Source organism: Aetokthonos hydrillicola CCALA 1050, from assembly GCF_017591665.1.
Taxonomy (GTDB): domain Bacteria; phylum Cyanobacteriota; class Cyanobacteriia; order Cyanobacteriales; family Nostocaceae; genus Aetokthonos; species Aetokthonos hydrillicola.
In genome coordinates, this window is record NZ_JAAKGC010000009.1 from 58,351 (window position 1) to 84,383 (window position 26,033).

The window sequence follows — 26,033 nt, forward strand, 5'->3', positions numbered from 1 at the left end:
TTGCCAGTAGATAGCAAAGCAAACTTTTTTGGGGAGTGCAATCACAAAAAATAACTGGTCGTGAAGTTTTTATGACGTAACGTCTCCTAATTCCCTCACCCCCTCATTTCCCCCAGATGCCTAAGCCATTAAATAGCAAGTGTCAATTATGTTCTAACTTGTCAACAACCCAAGCTAAGGAACTGCATGGGCCAGAGGGTGATAATTGTTGGAATCCCAAGGTCTGTCATAACCGCCGCTCGTTCTACCGCAATAAAATACAAGAAGTACCTACAGACATTGATACAATTGCCGTAGAACCACCGCAAATTTATTTTGCAGTGTTGTATCTATATAAACAGTCGGGAGATAGACCATTGCACGCACTTGGTGCGGAACTGTGGTGTGGACAACAACCTGTTTGCCGATTGGAACCAATTCATTGCTTTGGTCTAACTGCTGGTAAAATCAAAACCTATAGCGAACAGGTCTTACAAGCTTTCTCAAAAAAATATAACGTTACTCTATACCAATATAAGGAGATGTTTGAGATCAGCCAGAGTCAATGTCCAGTGCGTCCCTGTCCCCTACATCCGGAGTCTTAGCGGTGACTGTGTTTCGGCAATTAACTATTTGGGATGTGCTTGATGAGCTATCGGAATCTGCCCCAACTTCTTCACTCGATCCAGTATGGGAATGTTTAGATACCCACTTGCATGATTTACCGCTTGAACAACAGTTGGAAACCGCAGGTGTCGCATTTAACCAAATAGCCCAAATACTGAGAACACGCGCAGCATCGCTTTTGCAAGATGTTCAAGATAGCAATAACCCTGAAGGTCCGCTAGTTAGCACCGAGATCTTTGCGGGTTTGGTACGAACAACAATGCGCCTTGACTTGGAGGATTTGAAGGAACCAGCAGTCTCGCACACATTTCGACCGCATGGTTCGCATAATTATCCCACCCATAATCAGGCAGATAATTCGCTAGCAGCTGTGGTTGAGAAAGCAAAAGTTTTGCAGATGCTTCAAGAGGTGGAAAGTCTGGAGGACATTCGCAACCTGGCGGGAAATGAGGATGTGGAGCAGTGGCGACGTGCGATCGCATGTTACTTGGCACAGACCAAAACTCGGGTCCGCTTTAATGAACTTCAAAAGGCACTGAATATGCCAATGGTAGAGGTTTGGTTGGGATTGTTGTTGGGTGGGTTTACATTGGAGCAGAGAGGTGACTTTTATGAAAGCCACGATATTTGGGTACTCAATAGTCATGAGAAATGTTAGAGTGCAGCAGTAGTCGTTGATTGAGACTGCATTTGCAATATTTGGAAAAAACAAATGATTCGCGATGATAACTCGCGAATAAAAAGGGCGACTCAATCCTCTTGATCTTCTTCTTCATGCTCAAAGCCAGAACTAATATCTAGCAAGCAATCATCGAGGCTATCAATAACTTTTTGGATCTCATCCCAAATACTACTTGCCATAGTGGTGATGGCACATTTGGCGGCAATACAAACCCGCAACGATAGGTTACAACGCAAGCAGCAAAAATTGGCTTTGGTTCGACGGTTGTATTCGATGGGGTTTGAGCTCTCCTACGTCCTCAACTTGTTGGCTTTTATCGATTGGATGCTAACGCTACCATTGGATTTGGAGACAGAATTTAAGCGGGAAGTTGAACAATTGGAGGCTGAACAGCGTATGCAGTATGTTACTTCTTTTGAGCGCAGTGGTATTAGGTTGGGGGTGTTAGAAGGTATTGGCACAAGTTTGGACATAAAATTTGGTAGTGATGGATTAAGCTTACTGCCAGAGATTTCCCAAATCGAAGATATTGAACAGTTAAGGAAAATTTTAGCCCTGATAAAAACAGTCAGCACAGTTTCTGAGTTGCGTCAAATCTATCGGATTACGACAACTGACTGAAGTTGGGCTTACTGCACTGCCTTATCTTGGTTCCTAATGGACTACATCTACCCCTTTGTTCTAGCTGCTTGTATATTCAAGATAGCTAGAAATAGGGGTGAGATATTTTCAGGTTGCTTCGACCGCTTGCTGTGTATGATTAATTACTGTATTCTCCCGTTCATTACCAGGAATCACTACTTCATCATCCAACCAAACTGCGATTTATTAATGTTTCGTCTCCAATTCATTCAAGTAAAAAATCAGGCTATTTCCATTATAACTTTTGCTAAAAATGATAAAATATTCTTCAGTAATTCCCCTCATTTTCACCCATAAATCCAATTGAATGACTCGATTTATTCATGACTAATTCGCCAAAGATTATTTTGAAGAATTACTAAAACATTATGGAGAAGTACACTTCCCCCAAGCGCGTGGCAGGAGAGATGAGAGAAATTGATGTTTTTTTTGCTCCTTCACCACAACAAAATACTAGTATAGAAACATTGGGATTGTTAGGAAGATTTGCAGCGACCCCCGCTATTTTTGAACCCTTTCGCAATGCTGCATCCAAAGACGAAATTTGTGATTGTCTTCTGAAACTATTAGAAATTAGGGGTGAATTACAGCGAGAAGCCAAGAGAAATAAAACCTCTCTTCTTGAATCGGCCATCCCAAAGTTATGGATTCTCACACCCACAGCATCTGCAACGGTGTTATCGGGATGTGGCGCAACACAAGGAGTAGATTGGGTGTCGGAAGTACACTTGATGCCAGAGACTCTGCGAGCAGCTATAGTTGCCATTCACCAACTACCAAGAACTCCAGAAACTTTGTGGTTGAGGATTCTTGGTCGGGGGACAGTACAAAATCAGGCAATTGATGAATTCGTTGCGCTACCAGCAACTCATCCGTTTCGTCAAGTAGCGTTAGAATTATTGTACAACCTGCAGAAGAACTTAGTAGCCGCTCAAAACCCAGAAGAAGATGATAGGGAATTAGTTATGAGATTAGCACCACTTTATCAGCAAGACAGAGAACAAGCCAAATTAGAAGGTGAACGCCTTGTTGTCGAAAACTTACTACAAGTTCGCTTTGGTTCATTAGATAACGAACTTCAAGCAATTATTGAACCATTATTAGCTTTGCCACCAGAAGAATTTACCCCATTACTCATGCAGTTGTCACGGTCGGAATTAATTGCTAGGTTTGGTAGACAACCTTAATATTTAATTTGTCAGTTCCTGACAAAACAATTCACGCATTCACGCATTCAAGCAGGTTAAATTGCTTGAGAACTTTAGTTGTGGTTGTAGCCACTTAAAAAAAGATACCTCCGCGAGACGCGCTGGGGTCTTAAATTAGGTAAATTGGCTGACTACAGCCATTCATAAAATTGAGGCACTAATTGCTCCAATCGCCGTAGTTCGTGGGCTGCTATTTGCCCCAACAGCAGCACCGCACACCACCGCCTCTCCGTAGTCCAGGACTGGAGGATCGCAATAATAGCCTCTACCCCATGCTCAATACCCGCCCTAAGTAGTTCCACACAAGCTCGTATGGGGGTAGGTTTGCCGTCATCGGGTTCAAAATCCCCATTCTTCGGGGTCTCACTCTTTGTATCCACCCCCTCTCCTAGGGGTGTCCCTATACCATTATGGGGGGGGGTGGATACGGAGTCATGTGGTGGCGCAACCCCGTACTGGGACTGGAACGCAGCCTGATATTGCTGTTGTGACTCGGTGGCAGTACGCGCCCGTTCTTCCTTAAGCGCACGCTTATTAGCGCGGTGGTTCATTACCGCGAGCGCAAAATCCAATTCCTCTTGAGATAACGAGTAATATTTAACTTGTTGACCGCGCGAGCCTTTTTTGCGGGAAACTAGCTTTAGTCCCAGTTGCTCAACTAGCACCCCCAACAGCCACATTGGTTCACATTTCTGGGGAACCGTGAACCCAAGAATCGCTTTAACGTGAGGCGCACAATATTTGGCAATATCGGTCATTCTCAACAAGTCGGGGTCATGAGCAGTAACGGATTCACCAGAGATTAAGCGCGCTATAATGTCATGCAGTCCCAAATTATACCTAGCCAACCAAGAAGCAGAGTAATTGCCCCAGTCCATGCACAACGGTAGGTGAAATCGCTCCTGACGGTCTTTTTCTGCCACGATTGTTGGTGGTGCTGGATATTGCAGTCCGGTGCGAGAATCTTTTATTATACCATCTGGCTCTGAGAGAATTGCCTCTAAAGAAGAGATCGCCCGAATAAGTCTCCCACCACTATCTTTTTCTACCAACGACTCTGTTACTTCCATGCCGTATGCATCATGAATGCGGAATTTCTCACATTCAAAAACTTCTTCTGGCTTGAGGTAATCTTTACTAGTACGCAGACGATACTCACTAGTCGTGATACTACTGGCTTTGGCAACTGCTGCATAATAAGCGTAGTCCAAAGCAGCTGCGGCATTTTTTAGACGCTCAGAGGCTAGTTGATCCGACTGTGCCCCCATAGGTATAATTTTGTTACCCATCTCGGTCAACAGTTCACGTAAATCAGAGCGCAAATTGTTCATAGATTGGTGTCGCTTCGCCATAATATGTACGTAAGCATCCAACGCCCAGTCTTTTTCAGCACCTCTTCGTCCAGTTTTGCGGTCAATCCGGATCAAGAAAGCCGTCATTTCGTTTGTTTGTAGCAGCCGTTCTTTAATCTTGGTAGCATTGGTCTCCTTATAGCCAAAGGGAGGTTTGGGAGCTACCCAAACGTGAATCGGCACTTTTGGGCGATAGCGGTACAGTTGTTGGGCGCATTCGGTAGCTGTTTGCGAAATCCCGTGAAATGCCCCAAAAACCGCATCAAAATGATAATCAGGTATATCCACCCCAGTTCCCAGGCTAGGGGACGTTAGAAGGGCATCTAGACCCTTTACAGCGTTAGTTATGTCTTTGATGAAGGCAACGTTTTCTTCACTGCCAGAGTTGTCTGAGTGAATAGACCACACCCGCAGCCCGAGGGAACAGGAAGTAGCGTCATTATCATCCACCCTTAGGGGTACACAGAGCGACTGTTCAAGTTTTTTAACAAAGCGCTTGGAGTCGGAAACCACCATGATTTTCAACCCAGCCATGAGCGCTGCTGAAATCTGGGCAACTAGGGCGCTATTATCATCACCCTCATACCAATAAACAGTGCGCCCACCATTTTTCCACTCGTTTTTAATGATGAACGGTTCTTCACCATGAGGACGCATTGCCCTGAAGAAGTCCACCGTTACATCATCCATGTGGGCGTCGGCAAGGACAACAAGTGGTGCACTATACACTATGTATTCCAGCACTTCCAAAATGGCAGCCCGATGTTCTTTGCAAGTTTTACTGTGGAGTAGGTGAGTTAGATACTGGCAGGCTTCGTCAATAAACACGCAGCCATAGGTGAGGGCTTGGGTGTTTAGTTTATGTAAGCTGTCAATGGTAATACTCAGGGCAGTAGCTTTGGCTAAACCCACATAACCCAGGTCAGAGTACATCTCGGTTTGCAGGCGTAGAGCCAGATTTTTCAGCAAGTTCACCCGATGCCCGTTGTTAAGGAATCGTTGCTCTGGATTTTCGTCACGCCACCGTTTCAGTAATTCGGTTTTGCCCGTACCCATGTCACTGCATAATACCACCAGCCCGGATTGTGGTAATCTAACCGCTTGGGATAAATACTTGACATTTACTACGAGATGTGGTTTATACTTCTCGCTCAGTCCTTTGCGTTTTTGGTGGTATGCGCGTTGGTAATCTTTGAGCGCCCTGGCATCATCGATGATAGCGGTAAGTAGTGTGTTGGCATCTTCGCCGCGAGAGACAACAAAATCATCAACGCCTTTTTCTGGTCCCGGTAGTAGTGCTACCTCACAAATGCAGCTAACTGCCTCGATTGCCTTGCCTGTACGAACAATTGCTTGATAAACAGACCAGCAAGTTTTAAGTTTTGTTTCGTAATCGAAAAGGATAATAAACTTGCGCCCTTTTTGTGCTAAAGGCAACAAGTCAGGGTGTAACCTTTCGTCGAAATCCCTTTGACCAACGCGCCCGTTCCAGATACCGGGGAGGGCTACAGCTACAAACCCCTGACTCAACAAACAAGCGGCTTTTTTCTCCCCCTCGCACAGTATTACGGGAATTTCCGGGTTAAACTGTACCCATTCCCAAAAATTAAGTGGATGCAACTTATCTTGTAAGCGTAGGGCTAGGGGAGAATGATACCGCTTAATATTGTACCGTCGCGCCACTAGATCCCAGATACAGTCGGGGACATCGAAGTAGGTGACGCGGTTGGGTGTTTTGGGTGGAGATTCGTACTTGACAGGCTTGCCTTTTTCTGAATCAATCCGGGGATTGGTAGGCTTGAAGCGCCCCCATTCCATCGGTTGCCAATTGTTTTGGGGATCTAACCCACTAATCCACAGTCCACCGTCTGCGGCGTGCTGGTACTGCTTTAAGAAGCCATCCGTGACTCGACCCGCATTTTTGCGGGGTATAGCACCGGAGATAAACAGGTAGGAGAAAACTATTTCTCCTGCTATGTGGATGAAGTTACGCGAGATCAGGGCGGGATGGATGGCACTTAGTTCGGCTAGTTCGCGGTATTCAGCTTCTGTTAGGTCGTTGGGGTATAGCTCTAATTCCATCAGTCTTCACCCCTCTACATCTGGCACACCGGAGTGGGTGCGCTTAAGGGTCTAGGTAAAGGGGGCAGCGAAGGCGCTAAATGTCTTTGTTGAAACTGAATGAGTACTCTGGATGCATTTGTTCTGTGTATAGAAATCTTCACGGCGGCTATTTCGGCATAGGAATAACCACGAATAAAGCACTTTCTGCAACAGGCACTTGGTGCGCCCATCAAAACTGATCAAACTGATCAGGCTGTTAACTCAGGCTGAAACCCTTATACAGCAATAGTTTCAAAAAAATCTGGTCGCCCGATGGGGCATTTTGGTCGCCCGATGGGGCATTTTGGTCGCCCGATGGGGCATTTTTTGTTAACCGCTGAAAATATTACCCCACAAAGGTTTAAAGCCATTTTTTGCAAGTTTTTTTTGTTAACACAACTGTTCACCATTTACCCCATACGGCGTTAACAACCCTATGGGGGCACAGCTTGCCTGATTTAAAATCCTAAAATCTTCTTGGGGCTTGGGTTTTACCATCCCAAATTCTATTGGGGGAAGGTAAATTCACGGTTGGGCTGACTTATTCGCCAAAAAGTCAATACCTGCCCAAAGCTCTTTTGCTTCTTTCGGGCCTATCTTTCGTTTGCCTTTCTCCACCATGCACAGCCAAGCTTTGGTTTTACCCGCCCACTCAGCTAGAGCTGTTTGGCTTACTCCTTTGGCTTCCCTTTGCTTCCGGATATCAGTCCCTGTTAATATAGGTTCTGACTTGGTGGGTGCAACTGGCTTCAGTTGTAATGGTTCAGTCTTAGCTGCTAGCAGCGTAGGAATAGGATCAGGCGGTTTAATGGTCAACTTTGCTTTCCACAGTCGGTCAATGATTTTCTCTTTTTTCCAATCAGAAGGTTTCTCTGCTTGGCTATCAGGTTTCAACCATTCTGGGTAGGTAGTATCGTCAAAGATGACCCGCCAGCCCATACTCATCAATAAAGTCAGGGCATTATCCCATCGTTGCTTTAGGTTGTAAGCTTCCCGCTTCTCTTGACGGGCTGCATTAATTCGGGCTTCAAGCTCTACGGCTTCTAACAGCGTTCCAACTTTGTGTTCGTACTGGTTTTTATCCTGCACCTTAATGCGGCTAACCATTGTTAGGTGAATTGCCAGCTTTAGCGCCAGTTCATCATGGTAGGGGTCTATTTTTAATATTTCTGTGGCTAGCCAGCCAAATTGATGCAGGGCAAACCCCGCTTTGAATCCCATCCTATTTAGCCATTTCTCTGTCCAAGGACCGGGACTAACATTAATATAAACTTCGTCAGGATTATCAACTTTTCCTGTGAATATATTCTTCTGTCCTCTGGCATCTACCTCAACCACCCACAGGGGAGAAACGCTAACACTAACATCGACTTTATTACCCTTTGGCTTGCCTTCTACCCAGGTACATTGCATTAACATCCTTCCTATATGAAAGGCAATGCTAGCAAGTTCAGCAAGTTTTTCAGAATTAGTTAAACGATGTTTTTTATCCCAACCTATTTGTTTAATAATTTCTTTACCTTTCAAACTGAATTTAGAGTTAAAAAGGTGGTGTTTGTTGAAAGCGTGAGCCGCAAAAACTAACTGAAGTTTTGCCGCGTCAATTCCCATCAAATCGATGACTTGGCGAGCGGCTTCCAATGCCAAGATATCACCATCTTTTTCCCCGCCTATGAAAACTTCTACTCGATTTGTGGGGTTAGTCTTAGAAGCCGCTTCAAAAACGCCGTAGTTGTTGGCATCTCTTTTCCATTTATCGGGACGATAGTGAGATTCTACACCAGCCCTCAGAGGTGCTGGAGTGGGTAAGCCTGTAATTTCTCTTAGCCTTTCTTCAGTGACTGGGACTGGTTTTGGCGCGCCCCCTAATAGATTTTTTAGGGTTGACAAACTAAGGTTGTGCAAGTCCATCTCCTGTATTAGCTCAGTAGTAACTCGAAGCGCACACAGCCTAGTTAGAAAATCGAGATCTTGAAACACAGTGTCGCCAACTCTGTGTTTCAAATTGGCTTTACTTTTACTATAATCAGACTCGTCTGAGTCGGAGGTTATTTTAGATATAAATAGGGGTTTATCGGTTTCTATGTCTTTAAATAAATCCAGATATGGCTGAATCTCAGAATTTAAAAAAATCTGCAATTCTTTCTTATTTTGAGCCTGTTTGTGAGCTAGCTGTAACCATTCATATTTCAAATCCCAGAATTCATCAGGAATTTGAAGATACTTCTCCAAGAATGTGGAGTCTACTTCCTGACGAGCATTATTGAAAATAATTTCTTCTTCAAGTCTTGCATCAGGGTCTAGTTTGGTAATTCTCTCTTTGAGAAACTCTTCTAGCAAACGGATTATTGTAAGTTTAAAACCTAGATTGCGCACTTCACCATGTAATACGCGTAGATTTCCAAAAATTCACTAGCAATGGTTAAATAAAGAACATAAACTCGAATGGATTTAAATATTAATACTTAACAGTTTGACCATTATTAAGAATTTTTCTTGAAAAGGGGGATAATTCATTTTGAAGTGCGCAATGTGGGTTAAAAGAAGCTAGAGTATCAGGGTCTAACATAATCTTTGAAAAGCTTCGTGGCGCGAGTATTGTACGTGGCAGGTATGGAGGTGTGCCGATTTATATCTGCTGCTTTTTTTACGTCTTCTTACTCTTCCAGTAGCATTTTGATAAAGTAGCACCTGGCAGCATAAGTAAGCATCTTTTTGAGTAATGCTTTCTCTATCCATTCCCCAAGAGCCAAATGCAAAGCCACAATCATTCTCATTGTCGTGATAATTAATTACCTTCATCATATATCCAGCCGTCAAAATCAAGCGATTTGATCTGTTCAATACCATCTTTATAGTATTGAATATCAAAATCTAAAAAATGGGTAAAAGTAGGAATAGTATTCATTAGCTTACAAATCCTGCTTTCTCAACCAACCAATAACTTCACCAACATCCTGTGTTGAGATTATACGCTCATTTGAGTTGCCTTGGGGGTTTACAATAAATACTTCTCTGCTCCCACCAAGGGTGGTAGTGTCTATGAAAAGCCTATAGCCCACTCGGTGAGCAATCTGTCTCAAATCAGCGTAGTACTCGTCTAGTGTATAATGTTTATCCTCTAGCTTTTTGGTTGCCTCGTCCACCAGTGGGGCAGCTGTTCCATCTGGGGCAGAGATGAGAGGATAAGACGCTCTTGTAGATTCTCTCAACTCCTCAATAAACCGATCCAAAGCCCTAGCAGCAGTTTTATACTGGGGTGATGTGGTGGCAACTTTGCCTTTACCTACTATAAGGGGCTGTAGAACGAACGTCTGGGTGACTCAATCAGTGCAGGCGGTTGAGTAAGGATTATGAGCTATTAACCAGAAACTTCAGAAACTTTTATCTATATCGCAATAATTCGCATTCCGTATCAAGCGATTAGCATAATTTTTAACTCGCTTTGACTTTTAAAACATCCTCTTAATAATCTCCTCACATTTAGGCAGAAGAGTGTCAAAAAAAATGCGCTACGCGCCCATGAAGGAGAAAATGACTAAAATGCAAAATCTATGACAACAATCTCCTCAAATTCAAGTAAAATACTCGTAAAAAATCCACAACTCCAAAACGAAACACATAATTCAAACCCTGCTACTGAACAGCATAAATGCACCGAAAACTCAGAATTAGAAATGCTACAAGAAGAAGCCTTCGAGAGATCCTACTACCTACATCTGGCGTACAGCGCGTACTAAATAAATACCTGCTCACTATTGGGCAGTTAACAGTTATTAATAGTCGAAATATGGCAACAAATATCGAACAAAACATTAACTACCTCACTCTTCAAGAACTTTCTCTAGAAGCTGCCAAACTTTGGGAACAGCTAGAACAGGTAGATTCAGAAGAAGAAGGTTACGTAGAACAGATCCTCCAACAACTGTTCGAGATGCAAGGTGCTCAAGAACGTAAAATCGATGCCATCGCTTATGTCGCAGACCAATTGAAACTAGACATAGAAGTATGGCAAAGCCGCCTTAAGGCAATTACTGAATTGCACACAGCAGCCATCAATCGCAAACAGAAACAGCTTGAATCTCTCAAATCATACTTACTGTTCCTCAATGAGCATGGTGTACTTCAAAATCGTAATCCAGGTGTGGAGAGAGAAATTGCTTTTCAAAACAATCCTCCCAAGGTTTTACTGAAGGTTGAACCTGAAGATCCAGAATTTCCAGAAGAGTTTCGAGAAGTGCGGGTGGAATATCGTCCACTCACCAAACAAATTATAGAAGCTTACAAACAAGGTCGTGATGTGAGTAGAATTGCAGAAATTGAAGTAGGTAAACACGTTAGATTTAAGCATTCTTCCCAGAAGAAATAACCTCACTATTTGACTAGCATAAAAGCCAAGTTGTATTAAGGCTACTTGGCTTACTTATTTTCACAATTAGGTAATAGCATAAAGAGGATGGAATAAGCTATTCTCAATAGAATTTAACTGAATAACTATATTAGCAAGCTAATGCGTGAAACGATCTGAAGCTGGCAATCTCTACAAACAAGTTCAGTTATTAAAAATCAGGATTTTTTCAAATGAACGCGCAAGAAATTTTGACGGCAGTATTCCACATAGTAACTATCTGTTTCACCTTGTTCATTGTTACTGTGAAACCATTAATTTTGTGGCTTACAAGAAAGGATTGAAAGTATCAGAAGTACGGTACTCACAACTGAATCTATTAGGCAAAACAGCATTAGCAGATGATCATTCGGCGGTATCCCTCAAGAATAATACATACAAAGATGAGGAACAAAAACCAATATTACTATCACAAGTAAATGAAGATAATCCTATTGATTTACATGTATTACGAAATTTCTCAAAGTCAATAAATTCTGCTAACCCACAAGTAGCTCTTTCTAAAATGACTCTACAGCAGTTACGAAAAGAATGCAGTAAAATGGGAATTAGATGGAGAGACGCTGTCACGGATATTAAAACAGGTAAAAAGCGAGATTTACGTAAGGCTGAAATAGTGGCAGCATTGGAACAAAAGCTGAGTGCATAGACGAGTCTTCAGGTGTTGTGAATACCTGGATATCCTAAAAGCTTTAACAGGAAATTGGAAGTCGAAAGTTAAATTAAGAAATAGGCTTTACTTTCGACTTACTACTTCTCTTACTAATTTGATACTCAAAATACAGTATTTTTCTTATCACTTAGCGGATAAATACCTTTGACGATACTTCTTTTTCTTTAAAGAGGCTGCTTGTGGTCTTGACCACTGCTTCATAGGGGTGACAGGAAGAACATTCGCAAACTGCTGAGTAATGCCAGTATTACCAGTAACTTTAGCTAATACATTTGCAATAAACCGACAGCACCTTGTAGGCTGGCTCACCACTTGCTCCTCTGCAAAACGAATCACTACCCACCCAGCCTCTACAAAACATTTGTTTCTATAATCATCATCCCCAATAAAATGGGTAGGTTCTCCTGTGGAAAAGCAGTGGCTCTCGTCTACCTCAATATCTAAATGTAGTCCAGTAATCGGTTCCACAATCAAAAAATCAGCGGTGTAAGGATGCTCGTGACCATCTGGTAGCATCTCCTGTTGCGCTCGCACCCAATCACTAAAATAAAGCCTTAGCACTTTCCCAAACTGCTCCTCAGATGCACCCACAGGAGCAGTGCCACTTCCAGTAGGTTTTATCTTAGGAAACAGGTTTTTGGGATTGGAGAAGGTGGGAATGAAGAGAATGGGGTAGACAGGAGTTGACTTAGCCATACTGCACTTGAAAAATAACACCACTATCCTAAAAACACTCATTCCCCAAGCAAAACTGCAACCTAATCTATTTTTCCTGTAAAAGTCCTCTCTATCAAATGATATAGATTTTTACGTAGTTTAATACTAGCTATCTAATTAAAGCACAATTAAGATTTTTGTTAAAAAGCTACAGATATAAGATGTCACCAAATTTCTTTGACAAACTTCTTAAACTAATTAAGGAAGCAGAGCCTGTAATTATCTGTGAGTCTCCCTTACAAGAAAGATATAGGGTTCTAAGATATATTTCCCAATGCTGCTCAAAAATAGAGACTAAATGCTACCTATGGAATTTGGGACAGGAAACTATTCAACAAGTTAAGTATTTCGATGGTGGGCAGATAAATCTCACAAAGTTTGAGGAATACACGCCACCACTGGTAAAAGACTCAAAAGACCATTTTCAAGTATTGAAGTTTTGGGAACATTATCAGGGGGAGGGAGTACTCATCATAGAGAACCTATACCCTTGGATTAGTGCAAATGTGCCACAAGAAACTCAGTTCTTCCTACTGTCTGAGTGGGTAAAATCCAACTTGCTGAATCTCTCCCTCAGCAAATGGGGCGAGAGTAAAATTAAATGTGCTATTGTCTTAGGAGCACAAGCTGACCTGCACCCAGAACTTGCAGCCCAAATCCCCCTGCTCACTCAAGAACTCCCTAATACCTTAGAACTTCTAGCAGCTCTAAATGAGGAAGCGAAGGGATTTCTCCCACCAACATTTAGTGAAATGGATGAGCTATGTATTGCTCGTAGTGGTATTGGGCTATATATCTCGGACTTTCTCAAAGGGCTAAAATCAATTAGTGGCTATTATGACGAGGGATCAGAAGAAATAGCTAAAAAGCTATTGCAATACAAAATAAATCTACTTAACAAACTATATGAAATAGAGTTTATTCCACCCCCATTAGTTCCATTAGGGGGATTAGAATTGATGCAAGAAGCTTTTAAGAAATTCAAAAGACTTTTCAGCCCCCTTGCCAAAGCTTACAAACTAAGAGTTCCTAAGGGCATAATGCTAGTAGGTCCCCCAGGCACGGGTAAATCACATGCAGCTAAAGTATGCTCCCAAATCTTGGCTGTACCCCTCATTCTAGTAGATTGGGGCAACTTTAGAAGCTATGGCAACCAAGCAGAGAAAAGACTGAAAAAACTACTGAAATTAGCAGACAGTCTTAACGAAGTTGTCATTTATTTTGACGACTTTGATAAAGGATTTGCTGGAGATGATGATCTAGCCAGAAGATTAGCAGGACAGTTGCTAACCTGGATGCAGGAGCGTACCAGTGATGTAATTGTGATTGCCAGTGTTAACCGCATGGAATGGTTGCCACCAGAACTTACAAGGGCAGGAAGATTTGATTACATCTACAAAGTAGACTTGCCCAACTATGGAGAGAGGCACACTATTTTCAAACTGCATGGTGCTAGATTCGATGAAAGATTCCTTAATGGAGATCCATACACCCAACAAGAGTGGCGCCAACTGCTCAAAGAAACTAACCGCTGTGTGGGGGCGGAGATACAGACAATTGTAGAGAGAGCAGCAGCAACTGCCTTCTGCCAATTGTTTCCAGAAGACATACCTGTACCAGCACAAAAGGAGCTGCCTCCACTGTCTATATCTGTTACCACTCTTTTAGAAGAACGTCGGCAAATGAATCCATTGGCAATTAGGGAAGCAGACAGGGTGGAGAGTATAAGGAACAAGGCTGATCTTCAGGGATTACCCTCATCTCCCATAGACTCCTCTCAGTACGCTATTGGCAACGTCGATATATTTGGCAATTGACACATTCACAATTATTTATGACTAAGCCGTAAACGGCTTAAACCGTTTTCATCAGGTGGGCATCAGCCACAAAGTTTTCAAAGAGCATTCTTACAAAAAATGAACAACGCACCACATACATCCCAAGCAACAACTCTACCTAGAGCGAAAAATTCCCTTAATACCCCCCAAGTTCTACTAAAATACTTGAACATAATTGGTCCCCTAGCAGGTTTCAGTTTAGCCATAGGGTCGATACTGCTGACATTGCTGGCTTTAGCAGCACGCTCTCCCCGACAACTACCCATAAGCGCGACTGCAGTAGTGGGAGATCAAAAAATTGAACTGGAAGTAGCTAAGAGTCCACAAGAGTTAACATATGGACTTAAATTCCGTTCATCGTTGCCACAGAACAGAGGGATGCTGTTTGAGATAGGAAAGCCTCAGAAAGTAAGGTTTTGGATGAAGGATGTCAAAATTCCCCTAGATATCATTTTTATCCAGCCAAACGGTTCAGTCGACAAAGTTGTTACCAACACCCCTCCTTGCCACAAAGAGCCTTGTGCTCTCTACTACTCCACCACGCCAGTTGACCGGGTACTTGAACTTAATGCAGGATCTGCAAAACAACTAGGGATTGAACCTGGCACTACTATTCAAATCAAAAAATGAACTAACCGCCTTTGATGAATTAGGGTGGAAACTGCTGCGAAGACTGTTTAAGTGACATACTCCCGATGCTCAAACATCCTCTTAGAGCGCGGGATTATTCTTTACCCTCAAGGTGTTTCATTATTGCTCGTTTGTATTTATTTTTCTCTGATCGCGACTATATTTTTCAACTTAACATTAAAATAATCGATATAAACGTTTTCATTAATAGTTTTACTTACATTCTTGTTTATAGTGAAAGAAAGAACAGTCAAATGCCTAAGAAGAATTCAAATAAATAATCTCAAAAAACGGCAGAATTTTTTTCTAAACCCCTACTCAGATTGTGCGTTTCAATACGGTACGTCTGTACACATGACGGCTGGCGGAGGAAAGAGTTGATAGACTTGTAGGCATTAAGCCTCTTCCTGATCCCAATCCTCAAGGAGCAATCCATTAACTCTATTAAATTCACGAACATTATGGGTAACCAATATTAAATTATTCGCTACGGCAATAGCCGCAATCTGTAAATCATTGGGACCAATTGGCTTACCTATAGCAGCTAATTCCGCCCGAATTCTCCCAGCTACCCTTGCAGTTTCTGGCTCCAAGGATATGATAGTAAATTGACTAAAAAAGCGTTGCAATATTTCTAAATTTCTTGAGTGTTGGGCGCTACGATACGCACCATAATAAAGTTCTAATTGGGTGATCGTGGAAACATAAATATCTTCTGGCTGTTGGGCTGCAAGTCGAGTTGTTACCGCTCGACTGCTATTATTTATCAAGCGAATGCAAACATTCGAGTCAAGAAGATAAGTCAAAATAGCTGCTCCCTTGTCTCATACTCTCCCTGTTCTGGTCTTTGTAGTGGTTCTCCCACCCAACCGCCAATTACTTCTTCAAAAAAACCAGGCATCCAGCCCCTTTGTTGTGGTGTAACTCTTTGAATTATTACTGTCACTTCGATTTCTGTATCTGTCATTTCTACTGGAAGATCAAGATGTAATACTCCATCTTTTCCGACACGAGAACGTAATTTTATACTTTGCATTGTTGTTTATCCAAAGGATATTAAACGAACTAAACCTAGTGTGCCGAGAATAAAGCACTGCTTTATGAACAACTTGATGAGTGAACTGGATAATTTGCTCAAGAGAGGTTTGGGCAAATAACCCTTCTAACTCCATTTAAACAGGTTCGCTGACTAAGGCTACTCCCGTCCTCGACTAGCGGTTTGGAGTTATGTTATGATAACACAATTGCTTGGAGTTAGACCCTCCCATCATCCAACTCAAAATTAACTCGGTACACCGAAATAGATCGGGATGTCTGGTAGCCCCGTAAAGCCCTTCGGGCATAGCTGCGCGTCGCGCGTAGCGTCTTTGCTACTGAGAAGAGAGAGTGTCAAGGAATTAAAGGAATTGACACTCTCTCGGTATTTATATCAGGGCGGAAAGACGGCGCGGGCAACGCCCTTCGGGTGACGCTCCTGCGTCGCTAACGCTAGCGCTAACACCAGTCGCCTACGGAGGGAAACCCTCCGTAGGCGCTGAATTCACCACATGCTTTATGCCAGGAAACCCCGAAGTTTGCCCGGAGGGAAACCCTCCTTGCAACTTCTCTCCGTCCACCGCAGTGGCTCGTTTTAACTGCCGTCAAAACCAGTTTCTAATGGTGTTTACTTTTTTATGAAGAATTTTCAAATAAATCATGACAATTATAAAGTTATAAAGTCTAAAATAATTATTTGTTAAATTTGATACATACATATACTTATATCAGTTGATGTAAGGAAACATAAATATAATAAAATACGAAATTTGATAGCAGACTGAAGGGAGAGAATTGATACAAAATAGCAGAAACATAAGATTAATAGAATTCTGCTTATGAAATCCAAAGCTCCAAAGTACAACAACGACTCTTATTTAGGCCACGAAGAAATGGGAGAATATCCAACTGTACAAGCGAGAAAATGGAATACTCAAGAAAAAAGTTCGATTGTATTATTGATGGTGGCAGCAGCGGGACTGATGATTGTAGATATTTCCATACATCACCTTATTATGTCTTCGCTAATGTTCCTCACCGCCATTATTATAGCAATCCCCAAAGAAGCTAATAAGCTGCTAACAAACTTTGAAAAATTACAGCGAAGAATGGGGATTAACTTATATGGAACTTTATTGGCGATTGTCGCAGTAATTTTCATGTTAGACTTTGCCACTGCTCCTGCTTCTGCACAATTCTTAAATAATGCAGAAACATGGATGACAAGTGCTTTTACAGGTATCTCAGCAGATGCTATCAAATTAGTTTTCAACGTTTTAAGGGGGCTATTCCTAGTATATTTGGGTATTTCTCTAGTAAGAATTGTGAATTCTGCCAGAAACGATGAAGACTGGCAAAACCTAGCTAGGACTCCATTGATCATCGCTGTCACAGTAGTAATTGGGGACATTCTTGCAGGATTAGTTACTGGAGGAAGATAATCACGCCTACTGCTCGTAGGTAAAGCGTGTAATTTTGGACTGGAACTATCCCAACATTCACATAGATATGTTAAAGCGCAGTAGAGATTTCAGAACAGTTAATCGAGTTTTGGGAGAACAGCCTAGAATTGGTCCTTTTCCTGCAGATCAAGTCTTTCCTTGGACAGCCATTGCAACAGTTGTATACTTCATCTGCAAGGCAATGCTGCAAGCATCGTGGTTAGTAACTGGGTTGGTAATTGCTTGGGGGTGGGCAACTTGGTGGACTTTAACTAGTAACAAAACTTGGCTATCAAAGTTTGTAGGAGTACCCAGGATCAGCAGAGGCTACAAAAGCTTTTACTCCCTTGTTCAACAACCAGAAACGCCAGAGCCAAGTTCTAGAAAAATAGTGAGACGTCGAAAATAAGCATTCATTTAGTACAATCAAAAATGTTTCGTCACAATGAGTTCTTCAACTAAGAGCAAATCACCTAAAGACAAAGTCGGAACCAAAAGTATCTCCACCAAAGAAATTGCAGTAGTCAAGCACCTAACTCCTTTTGAGGACTTAACTCATATAGCAGCTATTGCTAGCATTTCGATTGGAGGAAGAAAGGATATTGGAGCAATTATTCTCAAAAAGAATGATGGATTACAAATTAAATTCTGTTTTGACTGCCAAGGCATTCATCCTTCTGTGCCAGAAGAACAAATTGTACCGATTTTCGAGGGTATAGAAGCAGGACTTAAAGAAATCCCCAATGGAGAGACACTGACCCTTCATCTCGGTTCTTTCACTGAAGATTCCGACCGTCAACAAGAACTAAAAGCCATAGAAAATGGATGCTCTAGGGATGAATTGACGCTATTAATCAGATCAGAAAGACTGAGAATCAGGGAATTGACCAAAAATGGTACTCGTAAAAACAAGTTTCTCAGAATCTACTGTACCTACACAGTTTCAGGGAGTGAAGATGGGAAAACTGCTGATCCTGTAGAAAAATTCATTCTGCATTTGAAAGACAGTTGGGATAAATTCACTGGTCAGATCCACCAAGTTAGATACCAAAGAGTCGAGTCGATCCTTAAAAATTCTTTCTTCTGTGGGTTCCAACTTTGGGAACAAACCCTTGCTAACAAAATGGGACTAAATTTTAGGGCTTTGGGTGCTAACGAGTTATGGACAGTTTTGTGGAAACATTTTAACACCAGCACTCCCCCTATCATACCCCACTTACTAATTTTGGATGAAAATGGGGTGAGGGAAGAGCAAAATAGCGACTATCACATTCGCCATCTTATTCTAGAAACACAAGAGTCCGTCCCTTTCCTAGACAGAGCTTGGGTCTACTTGCAAAACCACTATATAGGTGCTCTAACTTTCACAGAAAAGCCAGTAGGCTGGGTGGACGAATATGCTCAGTTGCGGTATCTATGGGAGCTGATTGCTAGAGACAAAGTTTCCGACACTGAGATCATATGCCAACTGAGTAAGGCAAATGAGGCTCTGGCGAAAACAGCGCTACAGCGAATCACCAAACAATCTATCGTTTCTTCTGCTATGTCGGCTCAAAAGAATAGTGTAGATGTGAAGGCTAACCTCAATATAGAGGAAGCGATCGCAGCCCAAGAAACCATATACAAAGGTGCTGTACCAATTCATACTGCTGTTATCTTCCTCGTCCACCGCAGAGAGCGAGAAAAGCTAGACGAAGCTTGCCGCTATATTTCCAGTTGCTTTCTTCGTCCTGCAGTCGTTGTCAGGGAGATGGAGTATGCATGGAAAATTTGGTTGCAGTCCTTGCCAATTGTGTGGGAGAACTTGCTCACCAAACCCTTTAATAGACGACTGCCCTACTTCAGTGGAGAAGTGCCAGGACTAATGCCTATTATCAAAACTGCAACTGGGGACAAGTCAGGGTTTGAATTAATTGCTGAAGAAGGAGGTACTCCCGTTCACCTAGACCTCTACAATAACCACAAAAACCTTGCCGTTTTCGGTACTACTAGATCTGGTAAATCTGTGCTAGTTGCCGGACTATTGACCCTTGCATTAGCTCAAAATATCCCTGTTGTGGCTCTAGATTATCCTAAACCTGACGGTAGCAGTACCTTCACGGATTACACCAATTTTCTGGGAGACGATGGTGCATATTTCGACATATCAAAAGAAGCAAATAATCTGTTTGAATTACCTGATTTAAGGGGATTGAATGTAGAGCTTAGAAAGGAGAGAATGACAGATTTCAAAGAGTTTTTGAAATCAACATTAATAACTATGGTTCTCGGTACAAATCCATTTGATATCGATTCAACGAGGGTTAGTAACATTGAAAGCATTCTCACCTTAGCAATTGAGACATTTTTTGCAGATGATGATATTAAGTTACGATACAAAGAAGCTTTGGAAAAGGGATTGGGAACACCAGAATGGAACGATACACCTACCTTGAATGATTTCTACAATTACTGCTCTCCTGGATATATCAAATTAGATACGATTACTAACAACAGTGAAGATATTCTCAAAGCCTTAGACCAAATCAGACTAAGACTGAGATTTTGGCTTAACAGTAGAGTTGGTAAATCTATCAGCAGACCTTCCAGCTTCCGCACAGACGCTCCTTTGCTGGTGTTTGCACTACGTTCTCTTGCCACTGACTCTGATGCAGCAATACTCGCATTAAGTGCTTATGCAGCAGCACTGCGTCGTGCCTTATCATCTAAAGCCTCAATTTTCTTTTTGGATGAAGCACCAATTCTCTTCCAATTTGAATCCATTGCAGAATTAATTGGAAGGCTTTGTGCTAATGGTGCAAAAGCTGGTATTCGTGTGATATTATCTGCTCAAGAACCAGACAGTATCTACCAAAGTAAGTCAGCACCAAAAATCTTTGCTAACTTGACAACTAGGCTAATAGGGCGGATTCAAACTAGTGCTGTTGACCCCTTCATCAGGCATTTCAAGTATCCCTATGAAATTATCTCCCGCAACAGCACAGAAGCTTTCTTTCCTAAAAAGGAGAACATTTACTCTCAGTGGTTACTTGATGACAATGGCAAATTCACTTTTTGCCGATATTATCCTGCATACTGTCTCTTAGCTGCCGTTGCTAATAACCCTCAAGAGCAGGAATTGAGAACAACATTCCTCACTAAATATAAAGATGATCCTCTTACAGGAATGGTGAGGTTTGCTGAAGAGTATGTGAAAATGATTCGTAAAGAAGAATTGACTGGCAAAGCCCACAAACTATTGAATAAAGCTCAATGTAAACTCTCTTAGATAAGATTGATTATTAATCGTATCTTCTAGTTTAATCCTGCTTAGCCTAAACGTAGTTTTTGTTTCCTTTGTTGCCTAAATACATACAGGCAGTAAAACAGTCTTCAGTTTTGAATTGGTGAACACATTGCCACTACAATTACCACCACCATTCTCCATAAAGGATAATGTGATGAAAGCCAAAATGAACAACAGAAACATCTTAATTACTGTTACAGTAACTGGGGTGTTGTTATCAACAACATTACCCAGTTATGCCGGAATTAATTTGGGATTAAATATCAGTCAAAGCTTAGACAAAGCACTAGAACAGCTAAACGGATACTTCAAAGGGATTTCCACCAAAGTTGAACAAGAAATCAGCAGTGGCTGGGGAAATCTGCAAAAAGATGCTCTAGCTGCTATTTCTGATTCAGAGGGTGACTTAGGTATTTCCGACCCTACAGAAGCTGCGCAACAGTTGGCAGAAAAAGTTAAGGAGAAAGGAGGAACTGCAACAGAAACTAGCACAGTAATTGGTGCTGTGGAAACTGGAAAACAACTAGAGAGAGCCACAACCAGAGCATCAGTCGCCAGCGTACTTAGTAAAGAAGGGCAAGCAAGAACACTAGCTGAGATTAATGCTACTAAAGAGACGATGGACAATGCGCAACAACTAGCTGAAGATGCCCAAAACGCTCACTCTTCCCAAGACGTTCTCAAAGCGATCGCTGCTCAGAACGCCCAGGTCGTTTCTATGCTAGGGCAAGTGCAAACAGATGCATTGCAGCAACGCAATGATACTCAGCGTACCAATTTAATGCTTAGTCAAATTGCGGAGAATGGGGCAGAGCAAAACCGTACTCAGAGGATAATAACCTCTGGTCTTACTAGTCAGTTCCTTGAGCTTAGCGGATGGAGCCGACTAGACCCATCCTACACTGCAAAGAAATAACAAGCTGCAAACCATCAACTACTCATAATTGGAAGAGTAGTTGACCACACACTGTTTATAATTATACAGATATAAATGATTGGGCAAACAATAATAGCAGCCAACAATTTTGGTGCTGGACAGTTATTAGAAAACGCTGCTGCTGGTGCAAATTTAGTGGCAGATGGGTTTAGCCAACTGTGGGAACAAACGCTCGCAGGAGGATTGTACAAATCTCTTTGCAGCGTAGGAACCCTATTTGCAGTAGGTTCTTTAGCACTATTTATGGTGGAATGGGGCAAACAAATGCTCAACGGTGAAGAACAAAAGGCATTTACCGAACTTATCTGGCCGCTTATAGTTGCAATGCTATTATCCAATAATGGCACAGTTCTTGCCAGCAGCACACTTATGTTGCGGGGGTACATTAATAGTGTTAACACTTATGTTCTAGAGTATACAGCAGCAGATGTAGACTTGAGAGCTGCTTACCAACAAGGAATAGGACAAGCGGCTATAGAAGCAGCTGTAGGGGACGCCATTCAACAATGCCGTTCTGCCCAACTGTCAAATCAAGAACAAATAGAATGTCTCAAACGATCTAAGGAAGACTTACAAGCAAAATTTCCCAATATTTTTAAAGGGGATAAAGGCGAAGGAATAGGTGGTTGGGTACTCGGAGGGCTAGACAAGATTGACCAAGCTGCCCAAGAAGCTGATGGTGGTAGCAATCCTGTTGAAGGAATTGCCAACAAACTAACTGCTGCATCCAGTGCCGCTATTGGTGCAGTTGTAACTAGCTTTATAACCAGCCTCTTACTGGCGCTAAATAATGCCTACCAATGGGGATTAGAACTAGCATTATTGTTGACTGCTCTGATTGGACCTTTGGCAGTCGGTGGCTCCCTCATGCCTATAGGAACTAAAGCAATTGTAGGATGGCTAACGGGGTTTTTTACAGTAGCGATCGCCAAACTATCTTTCAATATCATTTTGGGTCTAGCTGGACAACTCATTGCTACTGCCAAAGCAAGTCAACCGATGATTTTTCTGGCTTTTATTGGAATTGTTGCCCCCTTCTTAGCAACAGGAATTGCTGCTGGGGGAGGGATAGCAGTACTGACACAACTCAATAAAGGTGCAGAGTGGGTTGGTACTGGAGTGGCTACTGGTGGTAGTGTTGCACTTTCTGCCACTATCAACACAGTCACTAGCAGAATTACTAGTAAAGCTGCTAATAAATGATTTCAATTCACCTAAGATATGCTTAATACCAAAATAAAAAATAGTAGACAACCATTAAGAATACTTAGTTCTGGACAATCTGTCTCTAACCCCATTGCCATTGTTGCAGTTTCTTCTTTAGTAATAAGTATTCTCTCCTTGTTTATTCAAATTGCTAACTATGGTGCTACTTCCAGTCTATCCCGAAAAGAAGCACCGTCCTTGGTACAGCTTGTTGATGGCAGTACAGTAAATGTTAAAGCTCTTGACCCCAAAGAACGTTCTGCTGAAGTCATCAAAAAATTTGTCAGTGACAGTATGGTAAAAATGTTCAATTGGGATGGGTTAATGCTATCAAATTCTAGAGATGGAGAAGTGGTAACAAAAGCTGATAAAGGAGTTGAAATTAAGCTAAAAAAAGGTATAGGTCGGGTGACGACCAAAGCGTGGGAAGCAGCATTTGCACTCACAGAGAAAGAGGATTTTAGAGCTAGCTTTTTGAAGAAACTAGCAGAACTCACTCCACCCGGTGCATTTAGTGGAAATATTCAAACATCTCTAGTTCCTCGCTATGTTAGCGAACCCAGAAAAATTAGAGAAGGAAAATGGCAGGTAGATATAGTGGCTACCCTGGTCACTTTTTCCAAAGAAGATAATGCAGGAAGTGGAATAGGCTTCAACAAAACTGTTACTGTCCAAGCTATCAGCACTCCCCAATTCCCTCCAGAAACTACAGAAATTGCTAAAAAAATCTATCAGACTCGTAAGTCTGGACTGGAAATTACTGAAATTACTGATTTGGATTTACAGAAGTGATAACAGCCTTTAAAATTATGAGTGATAATCAAACAAATTTTGAGCATAATGGACATTCAAATTCTCCCAACAATATTGGGCAGTTAGTAGAGAATAATGGTGTTAATGGAAGCAAAAAAAGTACTGTTAATAGCCTTTTACAGTTAGAAGATGATGATGAAACTTCTCTATTAGAAGGAGAGGATGATAGTGGGGATTCACCAACGGAAGACCCAGCTCTAGCACTAACCAGACATTCTTTAGTCAATTCTCCCTGGTCCCGGTTTGGAGTGGTTGGTGGTGGAGTAGCAGTCATTTTATTCTTGATATACCTCGTTTTGGAACCCATTATGAATGGGGACTTAACTAAAAAGAAAGAGGAATCAAAAATTGCAGCAATACCAACTGCCACTGAGGAAAAAAAAGAACCATTAAAGGATGGCGATGTGTATGCCAAGTTAGCACTGCAAAGGCAAGCTTCGGAGCTAGCTTTACTAAATAGTCAAAAAACACCAAAACAGTCGAATAAATCTCCTTCTGTTAATAAGGATAAGCAAGAATTGTTGTCAAAGACAACGACCGCTAAACCAACACAACGGGTAATAAGTACTTATGCGTCAGTACCAACCAGAGTGGCATCTCCACCGCCTCCCCTAGGCATAACACGCTCTTCACTCCCACCCCCACCTGTTACACCAAAACTACAAGTTGCACTAGCACTCCCTCAAACTGAAGTTGCGGCCAAACCCACAGATCCCCTTATAGAGCTAGAAAGACTGCGTTCCTTGGGAAGTGGTGGACAAATATACTACACGGCAAATGTAAGTTCTACAGATAATACTGGTAGCTGGAGCGACACAGAGTATACCCCAAGGCGCAGATCTGGCAATCGTCGTAACTCTAGAACAGAAGAAGCCACAGGAGACACAAATAGCGACACAACGACTACCACAAGTAGGGCAATAGAACAACTCAAACCAAAGTGGACGCCTGTAATCTCTTTAGCTTCTAAAAATGGTGATGAGCTAAAAAATACTACTACATCTAACGGGGATTACTCATCAGAAGAAGCAGGAATTATTGAAGGAAAGCAAGAACAGTACCTAGTGGTGGGGGAACATGCAGCTGCTACTTTAGAAACTTCATTAATTTGGTCGTCTGGTAGTCGTTCAAGTGACCCCCAACCCCAGTTTGTTGCTAGACTGACCGAACCATTAAGGAGCAACACCAGGGAAGAGGCAATTCCAACAGGCACACTCATTTCAATAGAAATGCAAGGGGTAGACTCAAGTGGTAGGGCGATCGCACAAGTGAGTGCAATTCTCAAAGACGGTACTGAGTACCCGGTGTCTAAGGGAGCGATCTCCGTATTGGGAGAGGGGGGAGAACCACTAGTAGCCCACCAATATCACGGTAAAGGGGGAGAAATATTTAGCTTGGATGCAGGATTAGGGCTGGTATCGGGATTGGCTAAGGTAGGGGAAATCATCAACCGACCTGATGTGCAAACTAGCCTTTCCCAATCTGGTGGGGGATTTAGCAGCATACAGACCAGTAACAATGGCAGACGATCTATTGGCGCTGCATTTTTGCAAGGAGCCTTTGGTGCAGTATCAGACCAAGTAAAAGCAAGGAACCAAAAAGCCTTGCAAGAAATCGTAGGAAGACCCAACATCTGGTTTGTTAAAAAAGGCACAAAAATTCTCATTACAGTCAATAAGTCGATGCATTTATGACAAAAAGCAAATTCTTCTGGATATCCTTGGGATTATCTATTTCCTTGATCGCAGCTAATCCTTGCTATGCAGCACAGCCAGATTCTAGTAGCATTCGTTCTGTCCGTACCATTCCCCAAAGCAGAGCGACTGGTATACAAGCCGAGTTGCAAACAGTGCATGTGTGGTCAGGATACGGAGTATCAATATCGTATTACGGCACTGAGGAAACCATTAAGCGGGTGTGGTTGGATGACCCTTCTAGAGTACTGATGGATGTAGACGGCTGCTTGGAAGGGCTGTCCAACAAAGAATGCAAAAACTCAGGAGCAGGACTAATCCATCTTAGACAAATTGAACCGTTACGCCTCAGAGGAATACCCGCAGCCACTAACGGTACTCTTCTCACAGTGGTGACGCAGACACGAGGGGGCGAAAGCAAAACCTATAACTTTAGGGTGGTAATGGGCAAAGGCATGCCAACATACAGCATAGTTCAGATCACCCCTAACATAACCAAAGCTGAAACCTCAGCATCACCCTCGGACTCAATAGCGATCGCCACCATCAACAAGGGCATACAGGTAGCTGCTCAAAGCAAGTGGATTACTTCCACAAATCCACTGTGGGGAAAACTGCAAAAGCTAGTGCAAGAGCTAGAGGCTGGCAAAAACCTCACTACCGCAGCGCAGAATGCTGGAGTGTCTCAAAGGCTTATAGAGCGCCTATTAGAATTAGGATCCCAACAAAACAATTCAAAATTATGAATTCAAAGTAACCCA

The 26,033-nt window shown here is 42.3% G+C and carries 21 protein-coding genes and 1 pseudogene; 16 read left to right on the forward strand and 6 right to left on the reverse strand.

Going from position 1 to position 26,033, the window contains the following annotated elements; genetic code table 11:
* Window positions 1-116: 116 nt before the first annotated feature.
* The 4 genes and pseudogenes from G4P69_RS06730 to G4P69_RS06745 all read left to right on the forward strand — a co-directional run bounded on the left by G4P69_RS06730 (window position 117) and on the right by G4P69_RS06745 (window position 3,117).
* Entirely contained in the window at window positions 117-584 is a 468-nt protein-coding gene (locus tag G4P69_RS06730; RefSeq protein WP_208339126.1) for a hypothetical protein, read from the forward strand.
* Entirely contained in the window at window positions 545-1,264 is a 720-nt protein-coding gene (locus G4P69_RS06735; RefSeq protein ID WP_243902894.1) for a hypothetical protein, read from the forward strand. The genes G4P69_RS06730 and G4P69_RS06735 overlap by 40 nt, the downstream gene beginning before the upstream one ends.
* Before the next feature lie 210 nt (window positions 1,265-1,474).
* Entirely contained in the window at window positions 1,475-1,909 is a 435-nt protein-coding gene (locus G4P69_RS06740; protein ID WP_243902126.1) for a hypothetical protein, read from the forward strand.
* 328 nt (window positions 1,910-2,237) lie between these two features.
* Window positions 2,238-3,117, forward strand: a pseudogene (locus G4P69_RS06745) (hypothetical protein).
* A 152-nt stretch (window positions 3,118-3,269) separates the two neighbouring features.
* Here G4P69_RS06745 and G4P69_RS06750 read toward each other — a convergent pair.
* The 3 genes from G4P69_RS06750 to G4P69_RS06760 form a co-directional block, all read right to left on the reverse strand.
* Window positions 3,270-6,572 (reverse strand): plasmid replication protein, CyRepA1 family, encoded by a 3,303-nt coding sequence (locus G4P69_RS06750; protein ID WP_208348879.1) that lies wholly within the window; start codon window positions 6,570-6,572, stop codon window positions 3,270-3,272.
* A 546-nt stretch (window positions 6,573-7,118) separates the two neighbouring features.
* Window positions 7,119-8,969 (reverse strand): helix-turn-helix domain-containing protein, encoded by a 1,851-nt coding sequence (locus G4P69_RS06755; RefSeq protein ID WP_208339123.1) that lies wholly within the window; start codon window positions 8,967-8,969, stop codon window positions 7,119-7,121.
* 536 nt (window positions 8,970-9,505) lie between these two features.
* Window positions 9,506-9,805: a hypothetical protein gene (locus G4P69_RS06760; RefSeq protein ID WP_208348882.1), complete on the reverse strand. Its 300-nt coding sequence runs from the start codon at window positions 9,803-9,805 to the stop codon at window positions 9,506-9,508.
* 440 nt (window positions 9,806-10,245) lie between these two features.
* Here G4P69_RS06760 and G4P69_RS06765 point away from each other — a divergent pair, with 440 nt between their 5' ends.
* Together G4P69_RS06765 and G4P69_RS06770 are read left to right on the forward strand one after the other, a co-directional pair.
* A complete protein-coding gene (locus G4P69_RS06765) occupies window positions 10,246-10,962 on the forward strand; it encodes a siphovirus Gp157 family protein (RefSeq protein ID WP_390691846.1) in 717 nt (238 codons plus the stop codon).
* Window positions 10,963-11,107: 145 nt separating this feature from the next.
* Window positions 11,108-11,650 (forward strand): hypothetical protein, encoded by a 543-nt coding sequence (locus G4P69_RS06770; RefSeq protein ID WP_208339120.1) that lies wholly within the window; start codon window positions 11,108-11,110, stop codon window positions 11,648-11,650.
* 147 nt (window positions 11,651-11,797) lie between these two features.
* Here the strand turns inward: G4P69_RS06770 and G4P69_RS06775 are convergent, their stop codons facing one another.
* On the reverse strand, window positions 11,798-12,370 hold the full coding sequence (locus G4P69_RS06775) for a PDDEXK family nuclease (protein ID WP_208339119.1): 573 nt from the start codon (window positions 12,368-12,370) through the stop codon (window positions 11,798-11,800).
* A gap of 182 nt (window positions 12,371-12,552) precedes the next feature.
* Between G4P69_RS06775 and G4P69_RS06780 the strand changes: the two genes are divergently transcribed.
* Together G4P69_RS06780 and G4P69_RS06785 are read left to right on the forward strand one after the other, a co-directional pair.
* Window positions 12,553-14,208, forward strand: coding sequence for an ATP-binding protein (locus G4P69_RS06780; RefSeq protein WP_208339118.1), 1,656 nt, complete (start codon window positions 12,553-12,555; stop codon window positions 14,206-14,208).
* A gap of 99 nt (window positions 14,209-14,307) precedes the next feature.
* Window positions 14,308-14,859 (forward strand): DUF192 domain-containing protein, encoded by a 552-nt coding sequence (locus tag G4P69_RS06785; RefSeq protein WP_208339117.1) that lies wholly within the window; start codon window positions 14,308-14,310, stop codon window positions 14,857-14,859.
* Window positions 14,860-15,254: 395 nt separating this feature from the next.
* On the opposite strand, the gene vapC is transcribed toward G4P69_RS06785, so the two are convergent.
* Window positions 15,255-15,665 carry a type II toxin-antitoxin system tRNA(fMet)-specific endonuclease VapC gene (gene vapC, locus G4P69_RS06790; RefSeq protein WP_208339116.1) on the reverse strand — a complete coding sequence of 137 codons (411 nt, stop codon included), beginning with the start codon at window positions 15,663-15,665 and terminating at the stop codon, window positions 15,255-15,257.
* On the reverse strand, window positions 15,662-15,895 hold the full coding sequence (locus tag G4P69_RS06795; protein ID WP_208339115.1) for a hypothetical protein: 234 nt from the start codon (window positions 15,893-15,895) through the stop codon (window positions 15,662-15,664). The genes vapC and G4P69_RS06795 overlap by 4 nt, the downstream gene beginning before the upstream one ends.
* Window positions 15,896-16,733: 838 nt before the next feature.
* Here G4P69_RS06795 and G4P69_RS06800 point away from each other — a divergent pair.
* From G4P69_RS06800 to G4P69_RS06835, 8 genes are all read left to right on the forward strand, one after another.
* Complete coding sequence (locus tag G4P69_RS06800) at window positions 16,734-17,336, forward strand: hypothetical protein (protein ID WP_208339114.1); 603 nt, start codon at window positions 16,734-16,736, stop codon at window positions 17,334-17,336.
* Between the two features lie 67 nt (window positions 17,337-17,403).
* Window positions 17,404-17,745, forward strand: a complete 342-nt coding sequence (locus G4P69_RS06805; RefSeq protein ID WP_208339141.1) for a hypothetical protein — start codon at window positions 17,404-17,406, stop codon at window positions 17,743-17,745.
* Between the two features lie 36 nt (window positions 17,746-17,781).
* Window positions 17,782-20,604 (forward strand): hypothetical protein, encoded by a 2,823-nt coding sequence (locus G4P69_RS06810; protein WP_208339113.1) that lies wholly within the window; start codon window positions 17,782-17,784, stop codon window positions 20,602-20,604.
* Window positions 20,605-20,788: 184 nt separating this feature from the next.
* Window positions 20,789-21,538: a hypothetical protein gene (locus tag G4P69_RS06815; RefSeq protein WP_243902125.1), complete on the forward strand. Its 750-nt coding sequence runs from the start codon at window positions 20,789-20,791 to the stop codon at window positions 21,536-21,538.
* 75 nt (window positions 21,539-21,613) lie between these two features.
* The gene (locus G4P69_RS06820) at window positions 21,614-22,762 is read left to right on the forward strand and encodes a hypothetical protein (protein WP_208339112.1); all 1,149 of its coding nucleotides are present in this window, start codon (window positions 21,614-21,616) and stop codon (window positions 22,760-22,762) included.
* 18 nt (window positions 22,763-22,780) lie between these two features.
* A complete protein-coding gene (locus G4P69_RS06825; protein ID WP_208339111.1) occupies window positions 22,781-23,557 on the forward strand; it encodes a hypothetical protein in 777 nt (258 codons plus the stop codon).
* A 17-nt stretch (window positions 23,558-23,574) separates the two neighbouring features.
* Window positions 23,575-25,272 carry a TrbI/VirB10 family protein gene (locus G4P69_RS06830; protein ID WP_208339110.1) on the forward strand — a complete coding sequence of 566 codons (1,698 nt, stop codon included), beginning with the start codon at window positions 23,575-23,577 and terminating at the stop codon, window positions 25,270-25,272.
* Complete coding sequence (locus G4P69_RS06835) at window positions 25,269-26,018, forward strand: hypothetical protein (RefSeq protein WP_208339109.1); 750 nt, start codon at window positions 25,269-25,271, stop codon at window positions 26,016-26,018. The genes G4P69_RS06830 and G4P69_RS06835 overlap by 4 nt, the downstream gene beginning before the upstream one ends.
* The last annotated feature ends 15 nt before the right edge of the window (window positions 26,019-26,033 follow it).

Bases quoted from the DNA above. Each gene is read 5' to 3' on its own strand.
- G4P69_RS06730 (WP_208339126.1), top strand. From the start codon at position 117: ATGCCTAAGCCATTAAATAGCAAGTGTCAATTATGTTCTAACTTGTCA.
- G4P69_RS06735 (WP_243902894.1), top strand. From the start codon at position 545: ATGTCCAGTGCGTCCCTGTCCCCTACATCCGGAGTCTTAGCGGTGACT.
- G4P69_RS06740 (WP_243902126.1), top strand. From the start codon at position 1,475: ATGGCACATTTGGCGGCAATACAAACCCGCAACGATAGGTTACAACGC.
- G4P69_RS06750 (WP_208348879.1), bottom strand. From the start codon at position 6,572: ATGGAATTAGAGCTATACCCCAACGACCTAACAGAAGCTGAATACCGC.
- G4P69_RS06765 (WP_390691846.1), top strand. From the start codon at position 10,246: ATGCACCGAAAACTCAGAATTAGAAATGCTACAAGAAGAAGCCTTCGA.
- G4P69_RS06775 (WP_208339119.1), bottom strand. From the start codon at position 12,370: ATGGCTAAGTCAACTCCTGTCTACCCCATTCTCTTCATTCCCACCTTC.
- G4P69_RS06780 (WP_208339118.1), top strand. From the start codon at position 12,553: ATGTCACCAAATTTCTTTGACAAACTTCTTAAACTAATTAAGGAAGCA.
- G4P69_RS06785 (WP_208339117.1), top strand. From the start codon at position 14,308: ATGAACAACGCACCACATACATCCCAAGCAACAACTCTACCTAGAGCG.
- G4P69_RS06795 (WP_208339115.1), bottom strand. From the start codon at position 15,895: ATGCAAAGTATAAAATTACGTTCTCGTGTCGGAAAAGATGGAGTATTA.
- G4P69_RS06800 (WP_208339114.1), top strand. From the start codon at position 16,734: ATGAAATCCAAAGCTCCAAAGTACAACAACGACTCTTATTTAGGCCAC.
- G4P69_RS06805 (WP_208339141.1), top strand. From the start codon at position 17,404: ATGTTAAAGCGCAGTAGAGATTTCAGAACAGTTAATCGAGTTTTGGGA.
- G4P69_RS06810 (WP_208339113.1), top strand. From the start codon at position 17,782: ATGAGTTCTTCAACTAAGAGCAAATCACCTAAAGACAAAGTCGGAACC.
- G4P69_RS06815 (WP_243902125.1), top strand. From the start codon at position 20,789: ATGAACAACAGAAACATCTTAATTACTGTTACAGTAACTGGGGTGTTG.
- G4P69_RS06820 (WP_208339112.1), top strand. From the start codon at position 21,614: ATGATTGGGCAAACAATAATAGCAGCCAACAATTTTGGTGCTGGACAG.
- G4P69_RS06825 (WP_208339111.1), top strand. From the start codon at position 22,781: ATGCTTAATACCAAAATAAAAAATAGTAGACAACCATTAAGAATACTT.
- G4P69_RS06830 (WP_208339110.1), top strand. From the start codon at position 23,575: ATGAGTGATAATCAAACAAATTTTGAGCATAATGGACATTCAAATTCT.
- G4P69_RS06835 (WP_208339109.1), top strand. From the start codon at position 25,269: ATGACAAAAAGCAAATTCTTCTGGATATCCTTGGGATTATCTATTTCC.